This window comes from Pseudomonas sp. W17, from assembly GCF_040268305.1.
Classification (GTDB): domain Bacteria; phylum Pseudomonadota; class Gammaproteobacteria; order Pseudomonadales; family Pseudomonadaceae; genus Aquipseudomonas; species Aquipseudomonas protegens.
The window spans coordinates 3,400,727-3,421,990 of sequence record NZ_CP158490.1; the positions used below are offsets into that span (position 1 = coordinate 3,400,727).

General features: G+C 65.4%; 20 protein-coding genes. 5 read left to right on the forward strand and 15 right to left on the reverse strand.

Annotation, left to right across the window (positions count from 1 at the left end; all coding sequences use genetic code 11):
• The first annotated feature begins 7 nt into the window (after positions 1-7).
• From ABCR88_RS15815 to ABCR88_RS15830, 4 genes are all read left to right on the forward strand, one after another.
• The gene (locus ABCR88_RS15815) at positions 8-487 is read left to right on the forward strand and encodes an Lrp/AsnC family transcriptional regulator (RefSeq protein WP_011061344.1); all 480 of its coding nucleotides are present in this window, start codon (positions 8-10) and stop codon (positions 485-487) included.
• Positions 488-745: 258 nt separating this feature from the next.
• Positions 746-1,684: a citrulline utilization hydrolase CtlX gene (gene ctlX / locus ABCR88_RS15820; protein ID WP_011061343.1), complete on the forward strand. Its 939-nt coding sequence runs from the start codon at positions 746-748 to the stop codon at positions 1,682-1,684.
• Complete coding sequence (astA, locus tag ABCR88_RS15825; RefSeq protein ID WP_015635649.1) at positions 1,681-2,715, forward strand: arginine N-succinyltransferase; 1,035 nt, start codon at positions 1,681-1,683, stop codon at positions 2,713-2,715. The genes ctlX and astA overlap by 4 nt, the downstream gene beginning before the upstream one ends.
• A 59-nt stretch (positions 2,716-2,774) precedes the next feature.
• The gene (locus ABCR88_RS15830; RefSeq protein WP_015635648.1) at positions 2,775-3,638 is read left to right on the forward strand and encodes a LysR family transcriptional regulator; all 864 of its coding nucleotides are present in this window, start codon (positions 2,775-2,777) and stop codon (positions 3,636-3,638) included.
• Between the two features lie 91 nt (positions 3,639-3,729).
• Here the strand turns inward: ABCR88_RS15830 and ABCR88_RS15835 are convergent, their stop codons facing one another.
• The 11 genes from ABCR88_RS15835 to arnB all read right to left on the reverse strand — a co-directional run bounded on the left by ABCR88_RS15835 (position 3,730) and on the right by arnB (position 15,718).
• Complete coding sequence (locus tag ABCR88_RS15835) at positions 3,730-4,434, reverse strand: HPP family protein (RefSeq protein ID WP_053151700.1); 705 nt, start codon at positions 4,432-4,434, stop codon at positions 3,730-3,732.
• 291 nt (positions 4,435-4,725) lie between these two features.
• Positions 4,726-5,241 (reverse strand): GNAT family N-acetyltransferase, encoded by a 516-nt coding sequence (locus ABCR88_RS15840; protein WP_350404858.1) that lies wholly within the window; start codon positions 5,239-5,241, stop codon positions 4,726-4,728.
• Positions 5,242-5,282: 41 nt separating this feature from the next.
• Complete coding sequence (locus ABCR88_RS15845) at positions 5,283-6,908, reverse strand: phospholipid carrier-dependent glycosyltransferase (RefSeq protein WP_350404859.1); 1,626 nt, start codon at positions 6,906-6,908, stop codon at positions 5,283-5,285.
• A complete protein-coding gene (locus ABCR88_RS15850) occupies positions 6,909-8,273 on the reverse strand; it encodes a UDP-glucose/GDP-mannose dehydrogenase family protein (RefSeq protein WP_011061338.1) in 1,365 nt (454 codons plus the stop codon).
• The gene (arnF, locus tag ABCR88_RS15855) at positions 8,270-8,683 is read right to left on the reverse strand and encodes a 4-amino-4-deoxy-L-arabinose-phosphoundecaprenol flippase subunit ArnF (RefSeq protein WP_015635644.1); all 414 of its coding nucleotides are present in this window, start codon (positions 8,681-8,683) and stop codon (positions 8,270-8,272) included. The genes ABCR88_RS15850 and arnF overlap by 4 nt, the downstream gene beginning before the upstream one ends.
• Complete coding sequence (arnE, locus tag ABCR88_RS15860; RefSeq protein ID WP_015635643.1) at positions 8,680-9,024, reverse strand: 4-amino-4-deoxy-L-arabinose-phosphoundecaprenol flippase subunit ArnE; 345 nt, start codon at positions 9,022-9,024, stop codon at positions 8,680-8,682. Before arnE ends, arnF begins: the two co-directional genes overlap by 4 nt.
• The gene (gene arnT, locus ABCR88_RS15865) at positions 9,021-10,670 is read right to left on the reverse strand and encodes a lipid IV(A) 4-amino-4-deoxy-L-arabinosyltransferase (RefSeq protein WP_350404860.1); all 1,650 of its coding nucleotides are present in this window, start codon (positions 10,668-10,670) and stop codon (positions 9,021-9,023) included. The genes arnE and arnT overlap by 4 nt, the downstream gene beginning before the upstream one ends.
• A complete protein-coding gene (gene arnD / locus ABCR88_RS15870; protein WP_015635642.1) occupies positions 10,667-11,551 on the reverse strand; it encodes a 4-deoxy-4-formamido-L-arabinose-phosphoundecaprenol deformylase in 885 nt (294 codons plus the stop codon). Before arnD ends, arnT begins: the two co-directional genes overlap by 4 nt.
• Positions 11,551-13,557, reverse strand: coding sequence for a bifunctional UDP-4-amino-4-deoxy-L-arabinose formyltransferase/UDP-glucuronic acid oxidase ArnA (arnA, locus tag ABCR88_RS15875; protein ID WP_350404861.1), 2,007 nt, complete (start codon positions 13,555-13,557; stop codon positions 11,551-11,553). The genes arnD and arnA overlap by 1 nt, the downstream gene beginning before the upstream one ends.
• Complete coding sequence (gene arnC, locus ABCR88_RS15880) at positions 13,554-14,573, reverse strand: undecaprenyl-phosphate 4-deoxy-4-formamido-L-arabinose transferase (protein ID WP_053158563.1); 1,020 nt, start codon at positions 14,571-14,573, stop codon at positions 13,554-13,556. The genes arnA and arnC overlap by 4 nt, the downstream gene beginning before the upstream one ends.
• Positions 14,574-14,578: 5 nt before the next feature.
• Positions 14,579-15,718, reverse strand: coding sequence for a UDP-4-amino-4-deoxy-L-arabinose aminotransferase (gene arnB, locus ABCR88_RS15885; RefSeq protein ID WP_350404862.1), 1,140 nt, complete (start codon positions 15,716-15,718; stop codon positions 14,579-14,581).
• A 462-nt stretch (positions 15,719-16,180) separates the two neighbouring features.
• On the opposite strand from arnB, the gene ABCR88_RS15890 reads away from it, so the two are divergent.
• The gene (locus ABCR88_RS15890) at positions 16,181-17,122 is read left to right on the forward strand and encodes a tyrosine-type recombinase/integrase (RefSeq protein WP_011061330.1); all 942 of its coding nucleotides are present in this window, start codon (positions 16,181-16,183) and stop codon (positions 17,120-17,122) included.
• Positions 17,123-17,134: 12 nt separating this feature from the next.
• Here ABCR88_RS15890 and ABCR88_RS15895 read toward each other — a convergent pair whose 3' ends face one another.
• From ABCR88_RS15895 to ABCR88_RS15910, 4 genes are all read right to left on the reverse strand, one after another.
• Positions 17,135-17,347, reverse strand: a complete 213-nt coding sequence (locus ABCR88_RS15895; RefSeq protein WP_011061329.1) for a DUF4880 domain-containing protein — start codon at positions 17,345-17,347, stop codon at positions 17,135-17,137.
• Between the two features lie 109 nt (positions 17,348-17,456).
• Positions 17,457-18,521 (reverse strand): ABC transporter ATP-binding protein, encoded by a 1,065-nt coding sequence (locus ABCR88_RS15900; protein WP_041118227.1) that lies wholly within the window; start codon positions 18,519-18,521, stop codon positions 17,457-17,459.
• Positions 18,518-20,128, reverse strand: coding sequence for an iron ABC transporter permease (locus ABCR88_RS15905; protein ID WP_041118225.1), 1,611 nt, complete (start codon positions 20,126-20,128; stop codon positions 18,518-18,520). Before ABCR88_RS15905 ends, ABCR88_RS15900 begins: the two co-directional genes overlap by 4 nt.
• A gap of 4 nt (positions 20,129-20,132) precedes the next feature.
• Positions 20,133-21,146 carry an iron ABC transporter substrate-binding protein gene (locus ABCR88_RS15910; RefSeq protein ID WP_041118223.1) on the reverse strand — a complete coding sequence of 338 codons (1,014 nt, stop codon included), beginning with the start codon at positions 21,144-21,146 and terminating at the stop codon, positions 20,133-20,135.
• Between the last annotated feature and the right edge of the window lie 118 nt (positions 21,147-21,264).

Genomic DNA, 21,264 nt, shown 5'->3' on the forward strand with positions numbered 1-21,264 from the left:
GACATCCATGGCGGACATCCGCGACCTGTCGATCGTGCTTGATCGAATCGACCAGGCGATCATCGAGGTTCTGCGCCACGAAGGGCGCATCACCTACCAGAAACTCTCCGAGCGCGTGCACCTGACCCCCCGGCCGTGCCTGGAACGGGTGCGCAAGCTGGAGCAGCTCGGGGTCATCCGTGGCTACGGGGCCATCCTCGACGAAAAGAAACTCACCCCGGGGCTGTCGCTGCTGGTGCTGGTGGCCTTGTCCAACCAGAGCGGGCGGGCGGCGCAGAAAGCCTTCGAGGCCAAGGTCCGGGCCTGCCCCCAGGTGCTGGAATGCCGGCTGATCAGCGGCGCCTTCGACTACAGCCTGCGCATGCGCTGCCGGGACATGGAGCACTACCGGGTGCTGACCGAAGTCTGGTTCGACGACCCGGATCTGCACATCGACAAACTGGTCAGCCACCCTGAACTGGCGATGGTCAAGACCGGCATGGAATAACCCCCTGTACGCCCCCCGCCGCAGGAGCCGGCTTGCCGGCGAACAGGCCCGCAAGCCTTGCACCGCTCGCAAGATCGCCTTCGCTGGCAAGCCTGCTCCTGCAGGTCGCATATCGATGTTTTTCAGGGGGGGCGAAATCGGCTGGGGCAACCCGTGCTTTCAGCCATTTCCTGCCGTGCAGGCCCGCCGTTCAGCCGGGTTTTGTCCCGACAAAAAAACACAATGGGCCCCTCTGAAACCTCATTGATTGCGTGCCCCATGCAGACTACCCATAGCGTTTTGATGATTCGCCCCACGCGTTTTTCGTTCAACCAGGACACTGCCGGCAACAACCATTTCCAGCGCCCGCCCGGTGCCGCCGAAGACGTGCAGGCCAAGGCCCTGCAGGAGTTCGACGGCTACGTCGCGACGCTGCGCGAGCATGGGGTCCGGGTGCTGGTCCATGAAGACGGCGCCGCACCCCATACCCCGGATTCGATCTTTCCCAACAACTGCTGGAGCAGCCACCCCGACGGCACCCTGGTGCTGTACCCGATGCAGGGCCGCAACCGCCGCCTGGAGCGCTACAAGGGGGTACTGGCGCACCTGCACGAGCAGTACCAGGTGAACCGCACCCTGGATCTCACCTCCCTGGAGCAGGAGGAACTGTTCCTCGAAGGCACCGGCAGCATGGTCCTGGATCGCCAGCAGCGCATCTGCTACGCCGGCTACTCGACCCGCACCCACGCCCGGGCCCTGGACCAGCTGGTGGCGCACCTGGGTTACGAGCTGTGTGCCTTTCATGCCCGGGACCGCCAGGGTGAGCCGATCTATCACACCAACGTGATGATGAGCGTCGGCAGCCAGCTGGCGGTGGCCTGCCTGCTGGCCCTGGACGATGCACAGGAGCGGGCGGCCCTGCGCCAGCGCCTGGAAAGCAGCGGCAAACAACTGCTGCCCTTGACCTGGGCCCAGCTGGAGTCCTTCGCCGGCAATATGCTGGAAGTCCACAACAGTGCCGGCGAGCCGCTGCTGGTGATGTCCCGCAGTGCCTGGCGCTCCCTGGATGCCGAGCAGCGCCGGCTGATCGAACGCCATGTGCAGCCGGTGCCGGTGAACATCGACACCATTGAACGCATCGGCGGCGGCAGCGCCCGCTGCATGCTGGCGGAAATCTACCTGCCCGAACGTCAACCTCAGCTGGAGCTCTCGCGATGATCGTCCGTCCCGCCACCCTGGCCGATTTGCCGGCGCTGCTGGCCCTGGCCCACAGTGCCGGTGCCGGCCTGACCACCTTGCCGGCGGACGCCGGGCGCCTGCGGTCACGCCTGCAATGGGCCGAGCAGACCTTCGCCGGCCAGGCCTCGCGCGCCGATGCCGACTACCTGTTCGTGCTGCAAAGCGCGCAGGGCGAGGTGGTCGGCATCTGTGCCCTGGCCGGCGCCGTTGGCCTGCGCGAGCCCTGGTACAACTATCGGGTCGGGCTGTTTGTCGCGGCCTCGAAAAACCTGGGGATCAACCAGCAACTGCCGACCCTGTTCCTGGGCAACGACATGACCGGCCATTCGGAACTGTGCTCGCTGTTCCTGCATGCCGACCACCGCCAGGGGCTCAACGGGCGCCTGCTGTCCAAGGCGCGCTTCCTGTTCCTGGCCGAGTTCCGCGAGCTGTTCGGCGACAAGGTGATCGCCGAGATGCGTGGCTATTCCGACGAGCAGGGTGTGTCGCCGTTCTGGGAAGGCCTGGGGCGGCACTTTTTCAAGATGGATTTCGCCGACGCCGACTACCTCACCGGCCTTGGCAACAAGACCTTTATCGCCGAGCTGATGCCCAAGTTTCCCTTGCCCACCTGCCTGCTGCCAGAGCCGGCACGGGCAGTGATCGGCCGGGTGCACCCCAATACCGAACCGGCCCTGGGCATGCTCAAGGCCGAGGGTTTTGCCTTCAAGGATTACATCGACATCTTCGACGGCGGGCCCCTGATCGAATGCGCCACCGGCGACATCCGCGCAGTGCGCGACAGCCAGGTGCTGCAACTGAGCATCGGCACCCCGGGGGAACAGGCCCAGCCCTACCTGGTCCACAACCGCCAGTTCGCCGACTGCCGGATCAGCGTGGCGGCAGCGCGGGTCGCCGCCGGCACCCTGATTGTCAGCCGTGACAGCGCCCGGGCCCTGGGGTTGCCGGCCGGGGCCTCGGTGCGGGCGGTGAGCCTGGCGGTGCCGGCGCGGCAAATGTCCGCAGCCTAGAAGCGTCGTGGCGCGAGCGCCGCTACAATGGCGCTCGAATTTTCTGCCGGCGAGGCACCATGGACATCGATCTGGCCCGCACCTTCCTGGAAATCGTCCGCAGCGGCAGCCTGATCGCTGCTGCCGAGCGCCTGCACCTGACCCAGACCGCCATCAGCGCCAGGGTGCAGAACCTGGAAGGCCAGCTCAACTGCAAGCTGCTGGTGCGCAACCGCGCTGGCGCCCGGCCCACCGCCGACGGCGAGGCCTTCATCAGCTACGCCAACCAACTGGTGCAGACCTGGGAAGCAGCCCAGCGCGACCTGCCGCTGCTGGCCGGCTACCGCAATGTGCTGCACATCGGCGGCGAGCTGAGCCTGTGCAACCCGCTGATGCTCAACTGGGTGCGGCGCCTGCGCCAGGCGTTGCCCAACCACGCCGTGCGCACTCAGATCGGCGAAGGTGCCAGCTTGCAACGGCAACTGGAGTTGGGCGTGCTGGACGCCGCGCTGGTGTTCCAGCCGCTGTACTCGCCGGGCTTGCAGGTGGAGCAGTTACTGGAGGAAAAGCTGATCCAGGTGCGCTTGGCGGGGCGCCCCGAGCCCTATGTGTACATCGATTGGGGCGAGGACTTTCGCCGCCAGCACGACGCCGCGCTACCTGCGCAGGCCAAGGCGGCAGTGGGCTTCAACCTCGGGCCGCTGGCCCTGCAGTTCATCCTCGATGCCGGTGGCAGCGGCTATTTCCGCACACGGGTGGTGCAGAGCTACCTGGACAGCGGTGTGCTGGAGCGGGTGGAAAAAGCCCCGGAGTTCAACTTCCCCACCTACCTGCTGTACGCCCGCGAGCGCGATACCCCAGAGCTGCAACAGGCGTTCGCGGTACTGCGGGAAGTGATCGAAAGCGACACCGACTGGTCCCAGCGCTGGTCGCCGATGGTCTGAAACCCGGCAACCTGGCAGGCGAGGAGGCCCTTGAGTGATGGGTTGTCCTTGAGGGCGCCTTGGCGGGCAAGCCGGCTCCTGGCGCTGGCTGTCAGCGGCGTGAGGCGAGCACCTGGCCGATGCTGCGGCGCCGGGCGTGGGCTTCGCTGGCATGAATCAGCTGTTCGAGGTCTTCGGGGGTGACGTCGAAGAACTCCTCCATCTCCGCCAGGGCCAGTTTCAGGTCCTGGGCCGTGATCGCCAGGCTGTCGCCGGCAGCGGTTGCTGGCAGGAGCGCCGGAGCTTCGCTGGGGCCCTTGGGGTAACGGGTGCGCGTCAGGTTGTTGTAGGCCAGGGCGCTGAGCAACAGGCTGGCAGCGGCCAGCATCACCGGCCCCAGCTCGTACCAGTCCAAGGCCACGCTGGCCGGGTCCGCCAGTACCAGGGTCAGGGCCAGGGCGCCGGCCGGCGGGTGCAGGCAGCGCAACCAGCACATCAGCACCAGGGCCATGCCCGCCGCCAGGCAGGCACTGCCCAAGGTACGGCCCAGTACATGGGCCACCGCCAAGGCCATGACGGCGGCACAGAGGTAGCCGCCAAGAATCGACCAGGGCTGGGCCAGGGCGCCTGAAGACACCGCGAACAGCAGCACCGCCGACGCGCCCAGAGGGCCGATCAGGTGCAGGGCCACCGGCATGCCGAAGACCTGGGCACAGAGCCAAACACTGAACAGGGTGCCCAGGGCCATGCCGATGGCGGCGCGGCTCCATTCCAGTGGGCGGGTATTGATGGCGGCGGGTTTCCAGCGGGCGAACATCGGTAAACGCTTTCCAATCCAGAACGACAGGCAAAAAGAAGGGCTTGCCTGGATGACCAGAAAGCCCTTGAACGTTCCAACATTTGGGGGAGGAACCGGCACAGTGTGCCGAGGAATCTTGCGCCTGACAAATTCATAATAATGCTGCTTCAGTGCATTTATTTTGCACTGAAGTACGACGGCCCTTGTAGGAGCCGGCTTGCTGGCGAAGAGGCCTCTGGATTTTGTGGTGCACTTGAGGGCGCCTTCGCTGGCAAGCCAGCTCCTACAGCCAGCTCCGCAACCGGCTTTTTACAGGGGCAGGCGCATGGCGCAGCGGCGCGCCGCGGGCAGGCCGTACCGGGCTTCATCGGCCAGCACCTGGCACAGCCGTGGGCCCAGTTGCGCCTGTTCGAGGGTGACAAAGCCCTGGCGCTGGTAGAAGGGTTCGTTCCAGGGCAGTTCGCGGAAGGTGCTCAGGGTCAGGGCTTCAAGCTGCTGCTCCAGAGCGTATTGCCGCGCCGCCTGCAGCAGGCGCTTGCCGATGCCCTGGCCCTGGTGGCCGCGGGCGACGGAAATCTCCCACACATGCAGTTCCCGGTCGCAGGCTTCGGCGTTGAGAAAGGCGCAAGGGATGTCATCCGCCGTCACCGCCACCCAGACCGGGTGGCGCTGGATATTGGCACGGTGGCTCGGTGCGTCGGCCACTGCGGCGTCTGCCAGCCAGGCCAGTTGCGCATCGGAGCGAAACAGTTCGGCAGCGCAGGTTTCAATGGCGGGAAGAAAGTCGGCGTCGGTCACCCGCGCCCGGCGGATCTCAATAGTCATGGGCGCGAGTGTAGGCAGCGGGCAGGGGCCGTGCAACGCTTTCAGCGGGGCGCGGCGGTTGGCCCGGGCAGGTGCAGGAGGACGAAGTCGTTCTTGTCGAAACGCCCGCTCAGCACTGGCTCAAGTGCCACCAGCGGCGTGCCTTGCAGGCTGGCCAGGTCGCTCTGATCGAGGATGACCCAGGCCGGGCCGGGTACCTGGGCCAGGGCGCCTGGGCTTTCGGTGAACTGCGGTTGCAGATCCCGGTCCAGGTTGACCATGAACTTGATGGCCTTGGCGTCCTTGCCCATGCGGTGCAGGACCACCGGTGCCGGGTCGGCCTCGATCAGTTGCATGGCGCTGTGGCTGAAGGTGCGCGTGTCATAGAGACGGTGCTCCACCGGTTCGAAGACTCCGATGTAACAGGCCCAGACTGCCAGCACTGCGCTGTAGGCCAGGCCCACGGCGCGCCACTGGCGCTTGAACAGCAGCCCCAGGGACAACAGCTGCAACAGGCCGAGCACCAGCAGCATCGGCGTCAACGAGTCGAGTTGCTCGGGGAATTTGCGCCGCAGCACCAGCAAGCCGATGATCAGCAGCCCCGGCAGCAGCAGCCACAGGCCCTGGATCGCCCCGCGCAGCCAGGCCAGCAGCCGTCCGCGGCCGGCCTGGAACGGATAGGCGGCAATGATCGCCGCCATGGGCAGCATCGGCAGCAGGTAGCGAGCCTTTTTCGCCTGGGGAATCGACAGGCCGATCATCACGATCAACCCGGCCGCGGTGCACAGGCGCAACAGTTTCAGGCCCGGGCCCTGTTCCGTGGCGCGGGTCAGCAGCACGGCCAGCCACGCCAGGATCGCCAGGGGGTAGGCCAGGGCGTAGTTGCCCAGGGAACTGGTGAAGTAATAGAAGACATCGCTGGAGCCTTCGCTGCCGTCCATGCGCCCCATGAACTGCATGCGGATGACATCGTCGACGAAGGCCTGGCCGCCACTGAGCTTGGCCAGCCACAGCAGCAGGCCGACGCAGGCCACCAGCAGCGCCAGGGCGCTGAAACCGACGCTGAACAGCCGCCGCCACTGGCCATTGAGCAGGTAGTAGCTGCACAGCATGCCGGTGGGAATCACCAGGCCGATGGGCCCGCGAATGGCAAAGCCCAGCACCAGCAGGAGGAAGATCCAGCCCAGGCGCCGGTGGGTACCGAAATGGTCATGGGCGTAGCCCAGGTAGAACACGGCCAGGGACACCGCAGCCAGCATCTGGTCCAGGGACACGGCGCGGGTTTCACTGATAAAGGTGTTGCTGAGCAACAGCAGGGCAACGCTAAGCAGGGCCCAGGTGCGGGAATAGGGCGCCAACAGGCGATAGATCAGGCTGACGATCAAGGCCGAGGCGATGGCCGTGGGCAACCAGGCGGTGAGGCTGGTGACTTGCCCCCCTGGCAGGGAGAACAGCCAGACCAGCAGGGTCGAGGCGCTGGAGTAGTCGGCGTAGGGCTGGCCGTAGGTGGTGGGGAAGAACCCCGGCCCGTGGCGCAGCATTTCCTTGGCAAACAGCACGAAGCGCGAATCGAAGCCGATCGCCGACTGGTGGTCGGCGCCGACGCAGAACAGCAGCAGGGCCAGCAACCCCAGCCCCAACGATTGCCAAAGAAGAGTGTTCGAAGGGGAGGAGTGACTGGTGTTCATTCAGGCCTCAGCAGACCACTGCTGGTGGGGGATCGGCAGGTTGCGCGATTCACCGCGGCCAATCGGGAAGTAGGTGAAGCCGTTGCGCGCCAGGCGCTCGGCGTCGTACAGGTTGCGCCCGTCGAAGATCACCGGCGCCTTGAGACGCTGCTGGATCAGGTCGAAATCCGGTGCCTTGAACTGCTGCCACTCGGTGCAGATGACCAGGGCGTCGGCGCCCACCAGTACCGATTCCGGGGTGCCCATGAGCATCAGGCGCGACTCGTCCGGGTACAGGCGCTGGGTTTCCTGCATGGCTTCCGGGTCGAAGGCCCGCACCTGGGCACCGGCGGCGAACAGCGCATCGAGCAGCACCCGGCTCGGGGCGTCGCGCATGTCGTCGGTGTTGGGCTTGAATGCCAGGCCCCACAGGGCAAAGGTCTTGCCTTTGAGGTCGCCCTTGTAGAACGCCTTGATGCGTTCGAACAGCTTGTGCTTCTGCCGCTCGTTGATGGCTTCCACGGCTTGCAACAGGTCGCTGGAGCAGTGGGCTTGCTGGGCACTGTGGATCAGCGCACGCATGTCCTTGGGGAAGCACGAGCCGCCGTAGCCGCAGCCCGGGTAGATGAAGTGGTAGCCAATGCGGGTGTCGGCGCCGATGCCCAGGCGCACCGCTTCGATGTCGGCCCCCAGGTGCTCGGCCAGTTCGGCGATCTGATTGATGAAGCTGATCTTGGTCGCCAGCATGCAGTTGGCGGCGTACTTGGTCAGCTCGGCGCTGCGCAGGTCCATGAACATGATGCGGTCATGGTTGCGGTTGAACGGTGCGTACAGGTCGCGCATCACATCGCGCACTTCTTCGCGCTCGCAGCCGATGATGATCCGGTCCGGCCGGCGGCAGTCGGTGACCGCCGAGCCTTCCTTGAGGAATTCCGGGTTGGAGACGATATCGAATTGCAGCGCACGGCCATCCAGGACCTTCTCGATGTGGGCCTTCAAGGTGTCGCCCGTGCCCACCGGTACGGTGGATTTTTCCACCAGGATTACCGGCTGCTCACGGTGGCGGGCCACCGCGTCGCCCACTGACAGCACGTAGCGCAGGTCCGCCGAGCCGTCTTCGCTGGAAGGCGTGCCCACGGCGATGAACAGCACCTGGCCATGCTGCACCGCGAGTTTTTCATCGTGGGTGAAGTGCAGGCGCTTGGCTTCGAGGTTTTCCTTGACCAGGCTGGCCAGCCCCGGCTCGAAGATGCTCACGTGTCCCTGTTGCAGCTGTTTGACCTTTTGCTCGTCGATGTCCATGCAGATGACATCGTGGCCGACTTCAGCCAACACGGCAGCCTGTACGAGGCCGACGTAACCACTTCCAAATACACTGATTTTCATGGGGTATTCCTGGGACTTGTCGCGGGTGCAGATCGAGAGTTGATGGTGATGACCCCGAGGATGACCAGGGCCACCCCGAGGGTTTTGGAAAGCGTGAAAGGTTCGTTGAACAACGGCAGGCTGGCGGCCAGCAGGTAGACCAGGGCGTAGCTGATGCTGAGCAGCGAATAGGCCCGGCCCAGCGGCAGGTCGCGCAAGGCCAGCAGCCAGCAGAGCATCGACAGCGCATAGGCGGCGATGGCCGCGGCCACCACCGCCAGGGCGGCCAGGTCGACGCTGCCGGCACTCAACGCCGGCAACCACTGATCCGGAGCGGGCAGGCGGGTCATGCTCCAGCGCATGCCCAGCTGGGCGCCGCTGACCAGGGCCACGCTACCCAGGGCGAAGGCAAACCCCTTGGCCCGGCTCATGCGTGGCGACTCAACAGCAGCACGCCGCCGATCACCAGGGCCACGCCGAACCAGTGGCGCCGGTCGATGTGCTCACGGAACACGAAGTGGGCAATCAGGGTAATGAAGACGAAGTTCAGGCTGAGCATCGGGTAGGCCACGCCCACCTCCATGCGTTGCAGCACCAGGAGCCACACCAGCAGGCCCAGGCCGAGGCTGAACAGAGCCAGCCACAGCCAGCCCGAGCGCAGTTTCTGCAGGGCGCTGGAAGGCCGGCCGCGCCAGCTTTCCACGGCGAACTTCTGCGCCACCTGGCCCAGGCAGGTCAGCCCGCAGGCCAGCAACAAAAGCAGCAGGCTCATGGCTGGCCCTGGGGAATGATGAAGATCACGATATTGCCTTGCTCGTAGCGCTTGGCATCCTTGGGCAGCAGCTCGACTTCATGTTCCTCGTCGCTGCTCTTGACCCGCATCACCACGCCGATCGAGCCCTGCTTGCGGGCCTCGGCGATCCACGGCTGGACCTGATTGAGGTCGACCTTGCGCGCGGCAGCGTCTTCGTAGCCCAGGCCGTATTTCACTTCGCCTTCGGTGTTGTACAGGGTCACGTCGGGGCGACGCAGGCGCCAGGCCAGGGCGGAAGCAGCTCCCAGGTCGTTGCTCAGCAGGGCCTTGGCCTGGCCCAGCTCGGCCACGTGATCGATGATGAACTGGTCGGGGATCTTGTTGTAGACCACCGAGTTGGGCAGCGCTGCCGGGGCCAGGGCCACCAGCAGGAAGCTGCCCAGGGCCGGCGCCGCCCACAGGGTCAGGGGGCGCATGGCTTGCAGCAGGTTGCTGAGGATCCAGCCCAGCAGCAACACATACACCAGCACCAGGTGCTGCGGCTCGTCCACATACACCGGCTTTTTCATCTGGAAGTACACCAGGGCCAGCAGCCCCAGCAGGCCGGCCACCAGGTTGAGCACGCCGTTGAATGCCAGCAGCCGGGTCTTGCCGGCAGCCAGGCGGTCCACCAGGGTGTTGCCCATCAACAACGCCAGGGGCAACAGGCACGGCAGGATATAGGCCGGCAGCTTGCCCTTGCTCAGGCTGAAGAAGGCCAGGGGCAGCACCAGCCACAGCAGCAGGAAGCCGCTGCTGTTCTGGCGCCGCTGTTGCCAGGCCTGCTTCAGGCCGGCCGGCAGCAGCAGCACCCAGGGCACGCTGAACCCCACCAGCAACGGCAGGTAGTACCACCAGGGCGAGGCGTGCTGGGCATCATCACCGGCAAAACGGCGGATGTGCTCGTGCCAGAAGAAGAAACGCCAGTAGTCCGGTTCCTGGGAGTGCACCGCCAGGGCCCAGGGCAGGCTGATGAGAATGGCCACCAGCACACCGATGCCGCCATAGATCAGCAGCGAGCGCAGGCGCTTCTGCCAGATGGCGTAGGGCAGGGCCACCAGCACCGGCAGCAGCCAGGCCAGAAAGCCCTTGGTCATGAAGCCCATGCCGCAGGCCAGGCCCAGCGCCACCCAGGCCAGCACCTGGCCGCGGGTTGTCCGGCAGTCGAAGGTGAACCACAGCGCCACCAGGCTCAGGTTGACCCAGAAGGTGAATTGCGGATCGAGGTTGGCGTAGCCGGCCTGCAGCGCGACCACGGTAAAGCTCATGTAGAGCAGGGCGCTGGCCAGGCTCTTGCGCGGATCGTTCCACAGGCGCCGGGCCAGCAGGTAGGCCAGGACCACGCTCAGGCCGGTGCTCAGGGCCGAGGCCCCGCGCACGCCGAACAGGTTGTCGCCAAACAGCGCCTGGCCGATGGCGATCATCCAGTAGCCGGCCACCGGTTTCTCAAAATAGCGGATGCCCATGAAGTGCGGCGACGCCCATTTGCCGGTCAGGAGCATTTCCTGGCTGATCTGCGCGTAGCGGGTTTCATCGGGAATCCACAGGCCGTGGGTGGCCAGGGGCAGCAGGTAGAACAGGCCGAACGCGATCAGCAGCAGCGGCAGAGCCCAACGTCTGGTCATGCGCCTTGCACTCCCAGCCAGCCTTCACGGCCTTCCAGCGCACCGCGCACCACCTTGCCCGCGGGCAGGCTGGCCAGATCCGCCGGGAGCATGTCGCCCAGGGGTTGGAAGTGGATGTCGCGCTGCCTGGCGCTGGCCAGCAGCTGGCGAAAATCGTTGGCCATGAGAATCCCTTCTACTTCTGCATGCACGGTATAGACGTTGAGTTTGTCCGGGCTGAACCGGTCGAGGATGTAACTGTTGAAATCCTTGGCGGCCACCACCGGCCCGACCACTTCGTCGAAGGTCGGCAGGTCCACCGGAATCTGTGGTGCGCCCAGGCTGCCGTCCGCCAGGCGTGGCAGGAACAGGCTCTGGCCGCGGCAGTCGCTGTTGTAGCGAAAGCCGAATTGCTGTTTGGCTTCGATGACGCGTTCGTCGGCGCGCCAACCGGCGGACGCCGAGCAGCTCACCGCTTGCCCGAGAATATCGTTGAGGCTGTCGACGCCACGGCGGATCTGTTCGACCAGCTGTGCCTGGCTCCAGCGCCCGGTATTGGCCTGCCAGCCGTGGTGATCCCAGGCGTGCAGGCCGACTTCATGACCGGCGGCCAGGGTCTGGCGCATCAAGTGCCCCAGGTCCCGGCCAATGGGTTTACCCGGCCAGGCCGTGCCGGCCAGGAGAATGTCCCAGCCGTACAGGCCCGCGGCATTGGACCGCAGCATTTTCCAGAGGAACTGCGGACGGATCAGGCGCCACAGGTGGCGCCCCATGTTGTCCGGCCCGACGCTGAAGAAGAAGGTGGCCTTGACCCCGGCTTCATCCAGCGATTCGAGCAGCCGTGGCACCCCCTCCCGGGTGCCGCGGTAGGTATCGACATCAATGCGCAGACCTGCCTGCATCAGCGTGCTTCTTGCTTGGCGCGGTCGGCGATTTCCAGCATCGCTTCACGCAGGAAGAAGTCCAGGGTATTGCCGATGGTTTCGCTCATTTCCACGGTCGGCTCCCAGTTCAGCAGGCGCTTGGCGTTGTCGATGCTTGGCTTGCGGTGTTCCACGTCCTGGTAGCCGGCACCGTAGAACGCCTTGCTCTCCACATCGCGGAAACCGGCGAACGGCGGGAAGTTGCCGCGCAGCGGGTGAGCTTCGAACTGGCGCAGCAGCTCTTCGCCCAGCTGACGGATGCTGGCTTCGTTGTCCGGGTTGCCGATGTTGATGATCTGGCCGTTGCAGCAGTCGTTTTCGTTGTCGACGATGCGTGCCAGGGCTTCGATGCCGTCGGCGATGTCGGTGAAGCAGCGCTTCTGCTCGCCACCGTCGAACAGACGGATCGGGGTGCCTTCCACCAGGTTGAGGATCAACTGGGTGATGGCCCGGGAGCTGCCGATGCGTGCCGAGTCCAGGCGGTCCAGGCGCGGGCCCATCCAGTTGAAGGGACGGAACAGGGTGAAGTTCAGGCCCTTGGCGCCGTAGGCCCAGATCACCCGGTCCAGCAGCTGCTTGGAGACCGAGTAGATCCAGCGCTGCTTGTTGATCGGGCCGACGATCAGGTTGGAGGTGTCTTCGTCGAAGTTCTTGTCCTGGCACATGCCATAGACTTCCGAAGTCGACGGGAAGATCACGCGCTTGTTGTACTTGACGCAGTAGCGAACCAGCTTGAGGTTCTCTTCGAAGTCCAGCTCGAACACGCGCAGCGGGTTGCGGGTGTACTCGATCGGGGTGGCGATGGCCACCAGTGGCAGGACCACGTCGCACTTCTTGATGTGATATTCGATCCACTCGGAGTGAATGCTGATATCGCCTTCGACGAAGTGGAAGTTCGGATGGCTGCGCAGGCGCTCGATGGCGTCGGAGCCGATGTCCAGGCCATAGACGTCGTACTTGTCGTCACGCAACAGGCGCTCGGACAGGTGGTTACCGATAAAGCCGTTGACGCCCAGGATCAGTACGCGGGTGCGACGTGGCTTGCGCCCCGATTCGGCGCCGCGCAGCAGGGAACCGTCCACCAGGCCCAGTTCGTTGGCCAGTTGCGGGCCACCCAGGAACAGGCCGTTGGCGTTGCGCTGGCCGGAGGTGATCACCAGGGAGTCCTGGCCACAGGCGATGCGCAGCGGGTCGACGCTGATGACCCGGCCCGGGGCCTGGCCTTCGTTGCCCTTGGCGACTTCGGCGCTCCAGACGATCAGCTTGTGCTCGCCCACGGCGCAGAAGGCGCCCGGGTAGGGTTGAGTCACGGCGCGCACCAGGTTGAACAGCTCTTCGGCCGGGCGCTGCCAGTCGATCTTGCCGTCCGCCGCGGTGCGACGACCGAAGTAGCTGGCCTTGGACTCGTCCTGGGCGGTTTCGGTGATCTTGCCCTGGGCCAGTGCCGGCAGGGTGTCGCGCAGCAGGCTGGCGGCCGCGTCACGCAGTTTGTGGTGCAGGCTCAGCGCGGTGTCGCTGCGCTCGATGGCCACACGCTCCTGGGCAATGATGGCGCCGGCATCGGCAGGCTTGACCATGCGATGCAGGGTCACGCCGGTTTCGGTTTCGCCCTTGACCAGCACCCAGTTGGCCGGCGCGCGGCCACGGTAGCGCGGCAGCAGCGAGCCGTGCAGGTTGAACGCGCCCTTGCTGGCAGTGGCCAGCAGCGGCTCGCTCAGCAGGTTGCGGTAATAGAAGGAGAACAGGTAGTCGGGGTTGAGCTTGGCGATGCGCTCGATCCACAGCGGGTGGTTGGCATCTTCCGGGGCATGCACGGCAATGCCCTTGCGGGCGCAGAGCTGGGCCACCGAGCCGTAGAAGGTGTTTTCCTTGGGGTCGTCGGCGTGGGTGAACACGGCGGCGATCTCGTAACCTGCGTTGAGCAGGGCTTCGATGCCAGCACAGCCAATATCGTGGTAGGCGAAGACAACAGCTTTATTGCTCATGGCGAAACCTGATCAGTATGAGTGGAAGTTAAACCGTCGACAGTCACAGCAGGGGCCGGGGCCGCAGGCTGGCTGCGCAAGACTTTTTCGATGAAGAAACGCGGGCGGGCCCGCACGTCGCTGTACATGCGTCCCAGGTATTCACCCAAAAGACCCATGCCGATGAACTGGCCACCGGTGAACACGAACAGCACCGCGAACAGCACGAAGGTGCCGTCGCCGGCCCAGGTGGCGCCGAAGATCAGGCGCAGCACGATCAGCATCAGGGCAAACAGCGCGCCGAGGCCGGCCATGCCGAAACCGATGATGCTCAACAGTCGCAGGGGCGTGGTGGTCATGCAGGTGATCAAGTCGAACATCAGGTTGATCAGGCGCATCGGGCTGTACTTGGAGTCGCCGTGCTCGCGCTCGGCGTGCTCCACCAGCACCTCGGTGGTGTGCCGGGCAAAGCTGTTGGCCAGGATCGGGATAAAGGTGCTGCGCTCGGTGCAGGCCAGCATCGCGTCGATGATGGTGCGGCGATAGGCCCGCAGCATGCAGCCGTAGTCGCTCATGGCAACCCCGGTGGAACGCTGCACGGCCAGGTTGATCAGTTTTGACGGCCAGCGGCGGAACGCCGAGTCCTGGCGGTTGTTGCGCACGGTGCCGACCACGTCGTAGCCCAGCTCGGCCTGAGCCACCAGGCGCGGGATTTCCTCGGGCGGGTTCTGCAGGTCGGCGTCGAGGGTGATCACCACATCGCCACGGCACTGCTCGAAGCCGGCCATGATCGCCGCATGCTGGCCGTAGTTGCGGTTGAGGATCACCGCCACTACCGGGCTGCCTTCGCGCTCGGCGGCAGCTTGCAGGATGTTCGCCGACTCGTCACGGCTGCCGTCGTCCACCAGGACAATTTCAAACTCGTGCTTGAGCTGGCGGCAGGCCGCTTCGGTGCGCCGCAACAGCTCGGGGAGGCTCTGTTCTTCGTTGTAGACCGGGATCACGATCGACACGAACTGAATCGGATAAGGTTTCAAAGGCTTCAGTCCAAAAGGTTTGCAATGGCACCGGTCACCCGCTCGACATCGTCGAGGGTCATGTCCGGAAACAGTGGAATCGAGCATAGCCGCGCCGAATTCCATTCGGTATGGGGCAGCTGCACTTCAGGGAAGCGCTGTCGGTAATAGGTATGCAGGTGCGTCGCAATGAAGTGGATACCGGTGCCGATACTCTGTTCCTGCAGGCCTTTCATGAAGGCTTCGCGGTCCAGGCCGCAGCGTTCGGCGTCGATGCGCAGGATGAACAGGTGCCAGGCATGCTGCTGCGGGTACTGGGGCAGGAGCAGGGGCTGTACCGGCAAGCCTTCCAGGCGCTGCAGGTAGGCCTTGGCCAGCACTTCACGCTTGGCGTTGATCTCGTCCAGGCGTTGCAGTTGCACCAGGGCAATGGCCGCGTTCATGTCCGCCAAGTTGTACTTGAAGCCGGGCTCGATGACCTGGGCCTGTGGCTTGCGGCCATGGGTCAGGCGGTCGTAGGCGTCCACTCCCAGGCCGTGGAACTTGAGCATGCGCACGCGGTTGGCCAGGGCTTCGTCATCGCTGACGAACATCGCGCCTTCGGCGCACGTCATGTTCTTGATCGCGTGGAAGGAAAAGATCGCCGTGCCCCGGGCGCCGATGGCGCGGCCGCGGTAGGTGGTACCGGCGGCGTGGGCGGCATCTTCGATCACCGCGATGCCGTGCTTGTCGGCCAGGGCATAGAGCGGGTCGAGGTCGAAGGCTGCGCCGGCGTAGTGCACCGGGATGATCGCCTTGGTCCGCGGGGTGATGGCGGCTTCGATGGTGGCGGCGTCGCTCATCAGGGTGTCGGGGTCGACATCGACGAACACCGGGGTGGCACCCAGCAGGCAGATCATGTTGGCGGTGGAGACCCAGGTCTGCGACGGGGTGATCACTTCATCCCCGGGGCCGATGCCCAGGGCCAGCAGGGTGATGTGCATGGCGCCGGTGGCGGAGGACAGTGCCACGGCGTGGCGGGCGCCGACGCGTTCGGCGAACTGCTGTTCCAGTTCCTGGTTTTTCGGGCCGGTGGTGATCCAGCCGGAGCGCAGAACCTGCTCCACTGCAGCAATCTCTTCTTCGCCAATACTCGGGCGCGAGAAAGGAAGGAAAGCCTGGTTCATGGTTACCTCGGGTTTACACAATGCGAATTACTGGAATACGGGTTGCTGCGGGTGAACGGACAGTTCATGGAAAGCGGGGAGGTCTTGCAGTCATCAAGGCGCATCCAGTTATTGAGCCAACAGGGCATTCCATGCAGCGAATCAGTAAAGACTAGGTTTGTGAAAAGTAAAGGTGGATCAAGGTGTTATCTTTACAACCTGAGAACAAACTGCACTCGGACGGTTGTCTGTCGGGGGCTGAGATTAAGCCGAAAATTGTGAAACGAATATGAAAAATAAGGTAAAAGTCCGTTTTTCTGCGAGCCAGACAGCTAGTGTTCAGTTTGTTTCCAAAGTTATCGAAGTGCGCAGGCCTGGCGGCTTTTGTAACCAGTTTTCAATGGGTATTGAAGGGGCCTGCGGGAGTGTTTTTTTCACCTCGCCAAGGTGCTACCCGGTACAACCTTGCCCAGCGGAGCATCCATGAACCCGCCGGGCCATGACCGCGCCGCCGGCCTTGACGCGCCCAACCCCTTGAGCCTGTACCTGAAGCGCTTGGCCCCCTCCAGCCAGTCGACCCTGCGTTATGTGCTGCAGGACGCCGCCGACCGCCTGGGCTACGCCGAGCAGAACCTGGAGGAAATCCCCTGGCACCTGCTGCAACCCGAGCATGTCACGGCTCTGGTGGCCACCTTGCGCGAAGACGGCTATGCGCCCAATACCTCATCGCTGTACGTCAATGCCCTGCGCGGGGTGATGAACGAGGCGTGGCGGGCCAGCCTGATCAGCCAGGACCACCTGCTGAAGATGCGTTCGGTCAAGGCCATCAGCGGCACGCGCCTGGCCCGCGGACGCAACCTCAAGCGCGGCCTGATCCATGAACTGATGGCCGTGTGCGCTTCCGACCCGCGCCCCCAGGGCGTGCGCGATGCAGCGCTGATTGCGCTGCTCTATGGCTCGGGCATGCGCAAGTCCGAGTCGGTCAACCTGGACCTGGCCCAGGTGGATTTCAGCGAGCGCAGCCTGCAGGTGCTGGCCAAGGGCAATCGTCAGTTGATCAAGTACGCACCCACCTGGGCTTTCGACAAGCTGCAGGCCTGGCTGGAGCTGCGCCGCCGGCATCTGCCCGCGGGCCTGGTAGACGACCCGTTTCTGTTCAACCGCATCCGCCGGGGCGGGCACATCACTCGCGAGCGCATCACCAAGCACGCCATCTACTACATTGCCCGGCAACGCGGGGCCCAGGTGGGCGTGCGGATCATGCCCCATGATTTCCGGCGCTCGTTCATCACCCGGGTGATCGAGGAACACGACCTGTCGCTGGCGCAGAAACTGGCTCACCACAGCAACATCCAGACCACCGCCAGCTATGACCTGCGCGATGACAACGAGCGGCGCCGGGCCATCGACCGCTTCGATCTGTAGGCCGTGGCAGGGTCAGAGCGAGGGCAGGGTGGGCGACAACTGCCCGGTGAGGTCCCAGGCTTCCAGCATCTTCGCGTACTCGAAGGCATGGCTCGGGTCGCTCTGCAGCCAGTCCTCGAATGCCCGGCGCTCGGCCAGGCTGCAATCGGCCTCGCGCAGGCGCATGCACCAGTGCGCGGCCTGCATCATCAGGTATTCCTCTGCTTGGCTGGCAGAATCAGTCATGGTTCATTCCTTGTTCAAGGTGGAGCCGGTAGCCACGCTGTACAGCGGCATGGCTGAAGTATCGGAGCGATTGCCGCGCGTGACCATGATCAAGGGCAGCATCCTTCACTCAAGCACCAGGGGCCGCCCCCAGCACATGGGCATGCCCCAGGGTGCGGATGCGCACCCGGCTGCCGACCGGTAGCGCATGCAGGCCGGAACTGCGGACCGGCACCAGCTGTTCATGGCCCCCGGCACCGGCCACGCCGATGCTCAGGGTGCAGGTGTTGCCGGCAAAGTCGCAGTCCCTGACCACTCCCGGGCAACTGCCGGCGCCATCGCCGTCGTCTGCCAGCACCTGCAGCTGCTCGGGGCGCAGCATGATCCGCGCCGAGCCCTTGAGCGAGCGATCGCGGATCGGCACCTGCCCCAGGTCACATTGGGCCAGCCCCTGGTCCAGCTGCGCCGGCAGCAGCACGGCCTCGCCGAGAAACAGCGCAGTCTGGGCATCCCGCGGGTGCTGGTACAGCTCCAGCGGCGCACCGGCCTGCACCAGCCGGCCCTGGCGCATCACTGCCAACTGGTCGGCAAAGGACAAGGCCTCGGCCTGGTCATGGGTGACCAGAATAGTGGTCACCCCGGCCTCAGCCAGGAGCCGCGCCACGGCCTTGCGCATCGAGGCCCGCAGGCCGGTATCGAGGGCGGAAAAGGGCTCGTCCAGGAGCATCAGCCGCGGGCGCTGCGCCAGGGCCCGGGCCAGGGCAACCCGCTGCTGCTGGCCGCCGGAAAGCTCGTGGGGCCAACGGGCGGCCAGGCTGCTATCCAGAGCCACCATGTCCAGCAGCTCGGCAATGCGCTGCTGCCTCTGCGGGTTCTTGCCCGTCAGGCCGAAGCCGATATTGGCCGCCACGTTGAGGTGCGGAAACAGTGCGCCGTCCTGGGGTACATAGCCAATCAGCCGCTGATGGGCCGGCACCGCGCCCTGAGCGTCCGCCAGCACCTGGCCATTGAGGCTGATGCGCCCGCGATCGGGAAACTCGAAGCCGGCGATCATTCGCAGCAAGGTGGTCTTGCCCGAGCCCGAAGGGCCGACGATAGCCGTGCGGCTGCCGGCGGGCACGCTGAGGCTGATGTCCTGCACCGCCGGCACGCCGCCGAAGGATTTGTGCACTGCGTGGAGTTCGAGAGCGTTCATCGGCCCGCCGTACGTCTGGATTGATGGTAGAGGAGGCCGGTCAACGGCAGGGACAGCAGGATCATGATCAGGGCATAGGGCGCCGCGGCGGCGTAGTCGATCTCGCTGGTCCTGGCCCAGAAGCCGGTGGCCAGGGTGCGGGTGCCGTTGGGCGCCAGCAGCAGGGTCGCGGTCAGTTCATTGCTGATGGCCAGGAATACCAGCGCCGCGCCGGCTGCGGCTCCCGGTGCCGCCAGGCGCAGGGTGACCCGCCACAGCGCCTGGAGCGGCGAGCGGCCCAGGCTGCGGGCGATGTTTTCCAGCTCCACCGGTGCCTGGGCGATACCCGCCCGCAGGCTGACCAGGGCCCGGGGCAGGAACATCAGCAGGTAGGCCAGGAGCACGGTGAAGCTGGTCTGGTAGATCGGCCTGGCAAATTTCACCGTGACCGTCACCAGGGCCAGGGCCACCACGATGCCGGGCAGGGAACTGGTGATGTAGTTGCAGCTTTCCAGTAGCCGCAGCAGGCGCCCCGGGGCACGGATCGACAGCCAGGCCACGGGGATCGCCGCACAGGTGGTCAACAGCGCCCCCAGGCTGGCCAGCATCAGGGTCTGGCGCAGGCTGGGCAGCAGCTCCGGCACCTGCCAGACCTCTAGGCCGCCGGCCAGCAGCCAGTTGCCCAGGGTCAGCAGGGGTACGCCCAGGGCCAGAGCACTGGTCAGCACCGCCAGCAACAGCCCGGCGGACCGGGCCACGCCGCACAAGGCCTGGATGCGCTGGGGCCGCGGGCTGCCCGAGCCGACCCGGGCATAGCGCGCCTGGCCACGGCTGGCGGACTCCCCCCCCAGCAGCACCAGGCAGCACAGCACCAGGATGCCCGCCAGCATGTTCGCCGCCGGGCCGTTGTAGGTGGATTGGAACTGGTCGTAGATGGCGGTGGTAAAGGTGTCGAAGCGGATCATTGCGTATAGGCCGTACTCGGCCAGCAAATGCAGGCCCACCAGTAATGCGCCGCCGCCCACGGCCAGGCGCAACTGTGGCAGCACCACCCGCAGGAACAGGGCCCAGGGTTCGAGCCCCAGGGCCTCGGCCACGTCTTCCAGGGCCGGATCCAGCCGCCGCAGGGTGGCCGCCGCCGGCAGGTAGACAAAGGGGAAGTAAGCAATCACCGACACCAGCACCGCCGCCGGCAAGCCGTGCAGCGCGGGCGCCAGGCTGACCCAGGCATAGCTGTGGACGAACGCCGGCACGGCCAGGGGCGCCACGGCCAGCAGCGACCAGATGCGCCGCCCGGGCAGGTCGCTGCGTTCTGTCAGCCAGGCCAGCGCAATCCCCAGCAGCACGCACAGCGGCAGGGTCAGCACCAGCAGCAACAAGGTATTGCCCAGCAGCTGTGCGACTCGCGGGCGCAGCACCAGCTCGGCGATGGTCGACCAACCGGTCTGGATCGAGATGCCGACGACAAATCCCAGGGGCAGCAGCGCCCACAGCGACACCAGCAGCGCCGCGCCCAACAGCCAGGGAGCGGCCCGCCGCCCCGGCCCGTGGCGGCGATAGCCGGTGTGGGTCGCCGCAGCGACCCGGGTCGTGTCCCCGGCGGGCAAGCGTGAGAGGTCGTCGGCCATGGCTTTACAGGAGGCCGGCCTGGGTCATCAGGTCCACGGCTTTCTTGCTGTTGAGCCTGGCGGCGTCAACCTTGGGCGCGTCCAGCTCGGCCAGGGGCACCAGCTTGGGATTGGACTGCGCGCCCAGGCCGACCGCGTATTCGAAGGACTTGCCGCTACCGAGCACTGCCTGGCCCTTGGCGCTGGTGATCCACTTGAGGAAAGCCTGGGCCTGCTCCTGGTGCTTGCTGGAAGCCAGCACCGCACCGCCGGAAAGGCTGACAAACGCCCCTGGATCCTGGTGCTTGAAGTAGTGCAGGGCGGTGTTCTTGCTGTTTTCCCCCGTCTTGGCCTGGTCGACGAAGCTGTAGTAGTGATAGATCACACCACTGTCCACCTGGCCGGCGTTGACCGCCTTGAGCACCGCGCTGTTGCCCCGGTAGAGGCTGGCGTTGCTCTTCATCCCCTTGAGCCATTCCAGGGTGGCGGCTTCGCCCTTGAGTTCCAGCACTGCGCTGACAATGGCCTGGAAGTCGGCTCCGGCAGGGGATGCGGCCCAGCGGCCTTTCCAGGCTGGGTTCGCCAGGTCGAGCAGGGACTTGGGCAGGTTGGCCTGCTGCAGCTTGGCCGGGTTGTAGACGAACACCGTGGAGCGCGCGGCGATGCCCACCCAGTTGCCGTGGGTTGGACGATAGGCAGCGGCCACTTGCTCCAGGGTGGTCGGCGCCACTTTGGCGAACAGCCCGGCGTTGTCCACCAGGGCCATGGCCGGCGAGTTCTCGGTGAGGAACACGTCCGCCGGCGAAGCCTGGCCTTCCTGCACCAGCTGGTTGCCCATTTCGCTGTCATCACCGTTACGCAGGGTGACCTTGATCCCGGTGTCCCGGGTGAAGCCTTCGACCCAGGCCTTGGTCAGGCTTTCGTGCTGGGCGTTGTACACCAGCAGGCCGTCGGCATCGGCCGCATAGGCATGGCCGGCAGTCAGCAAGGCACCGACCAGCAGGCCGGCTTTCAAGCGTGAGGGGATACGTGGGGTCATGGAGAAGGCAGCTCCTGCGGTGGTTTTTGGATGCATCAAGCCGGAAGAATCGAGCCGTCGGGCAGCTCGAACAATAGGAATCATTTGCAAATGAAAACTGCGCGCAATGTAGAGCGGC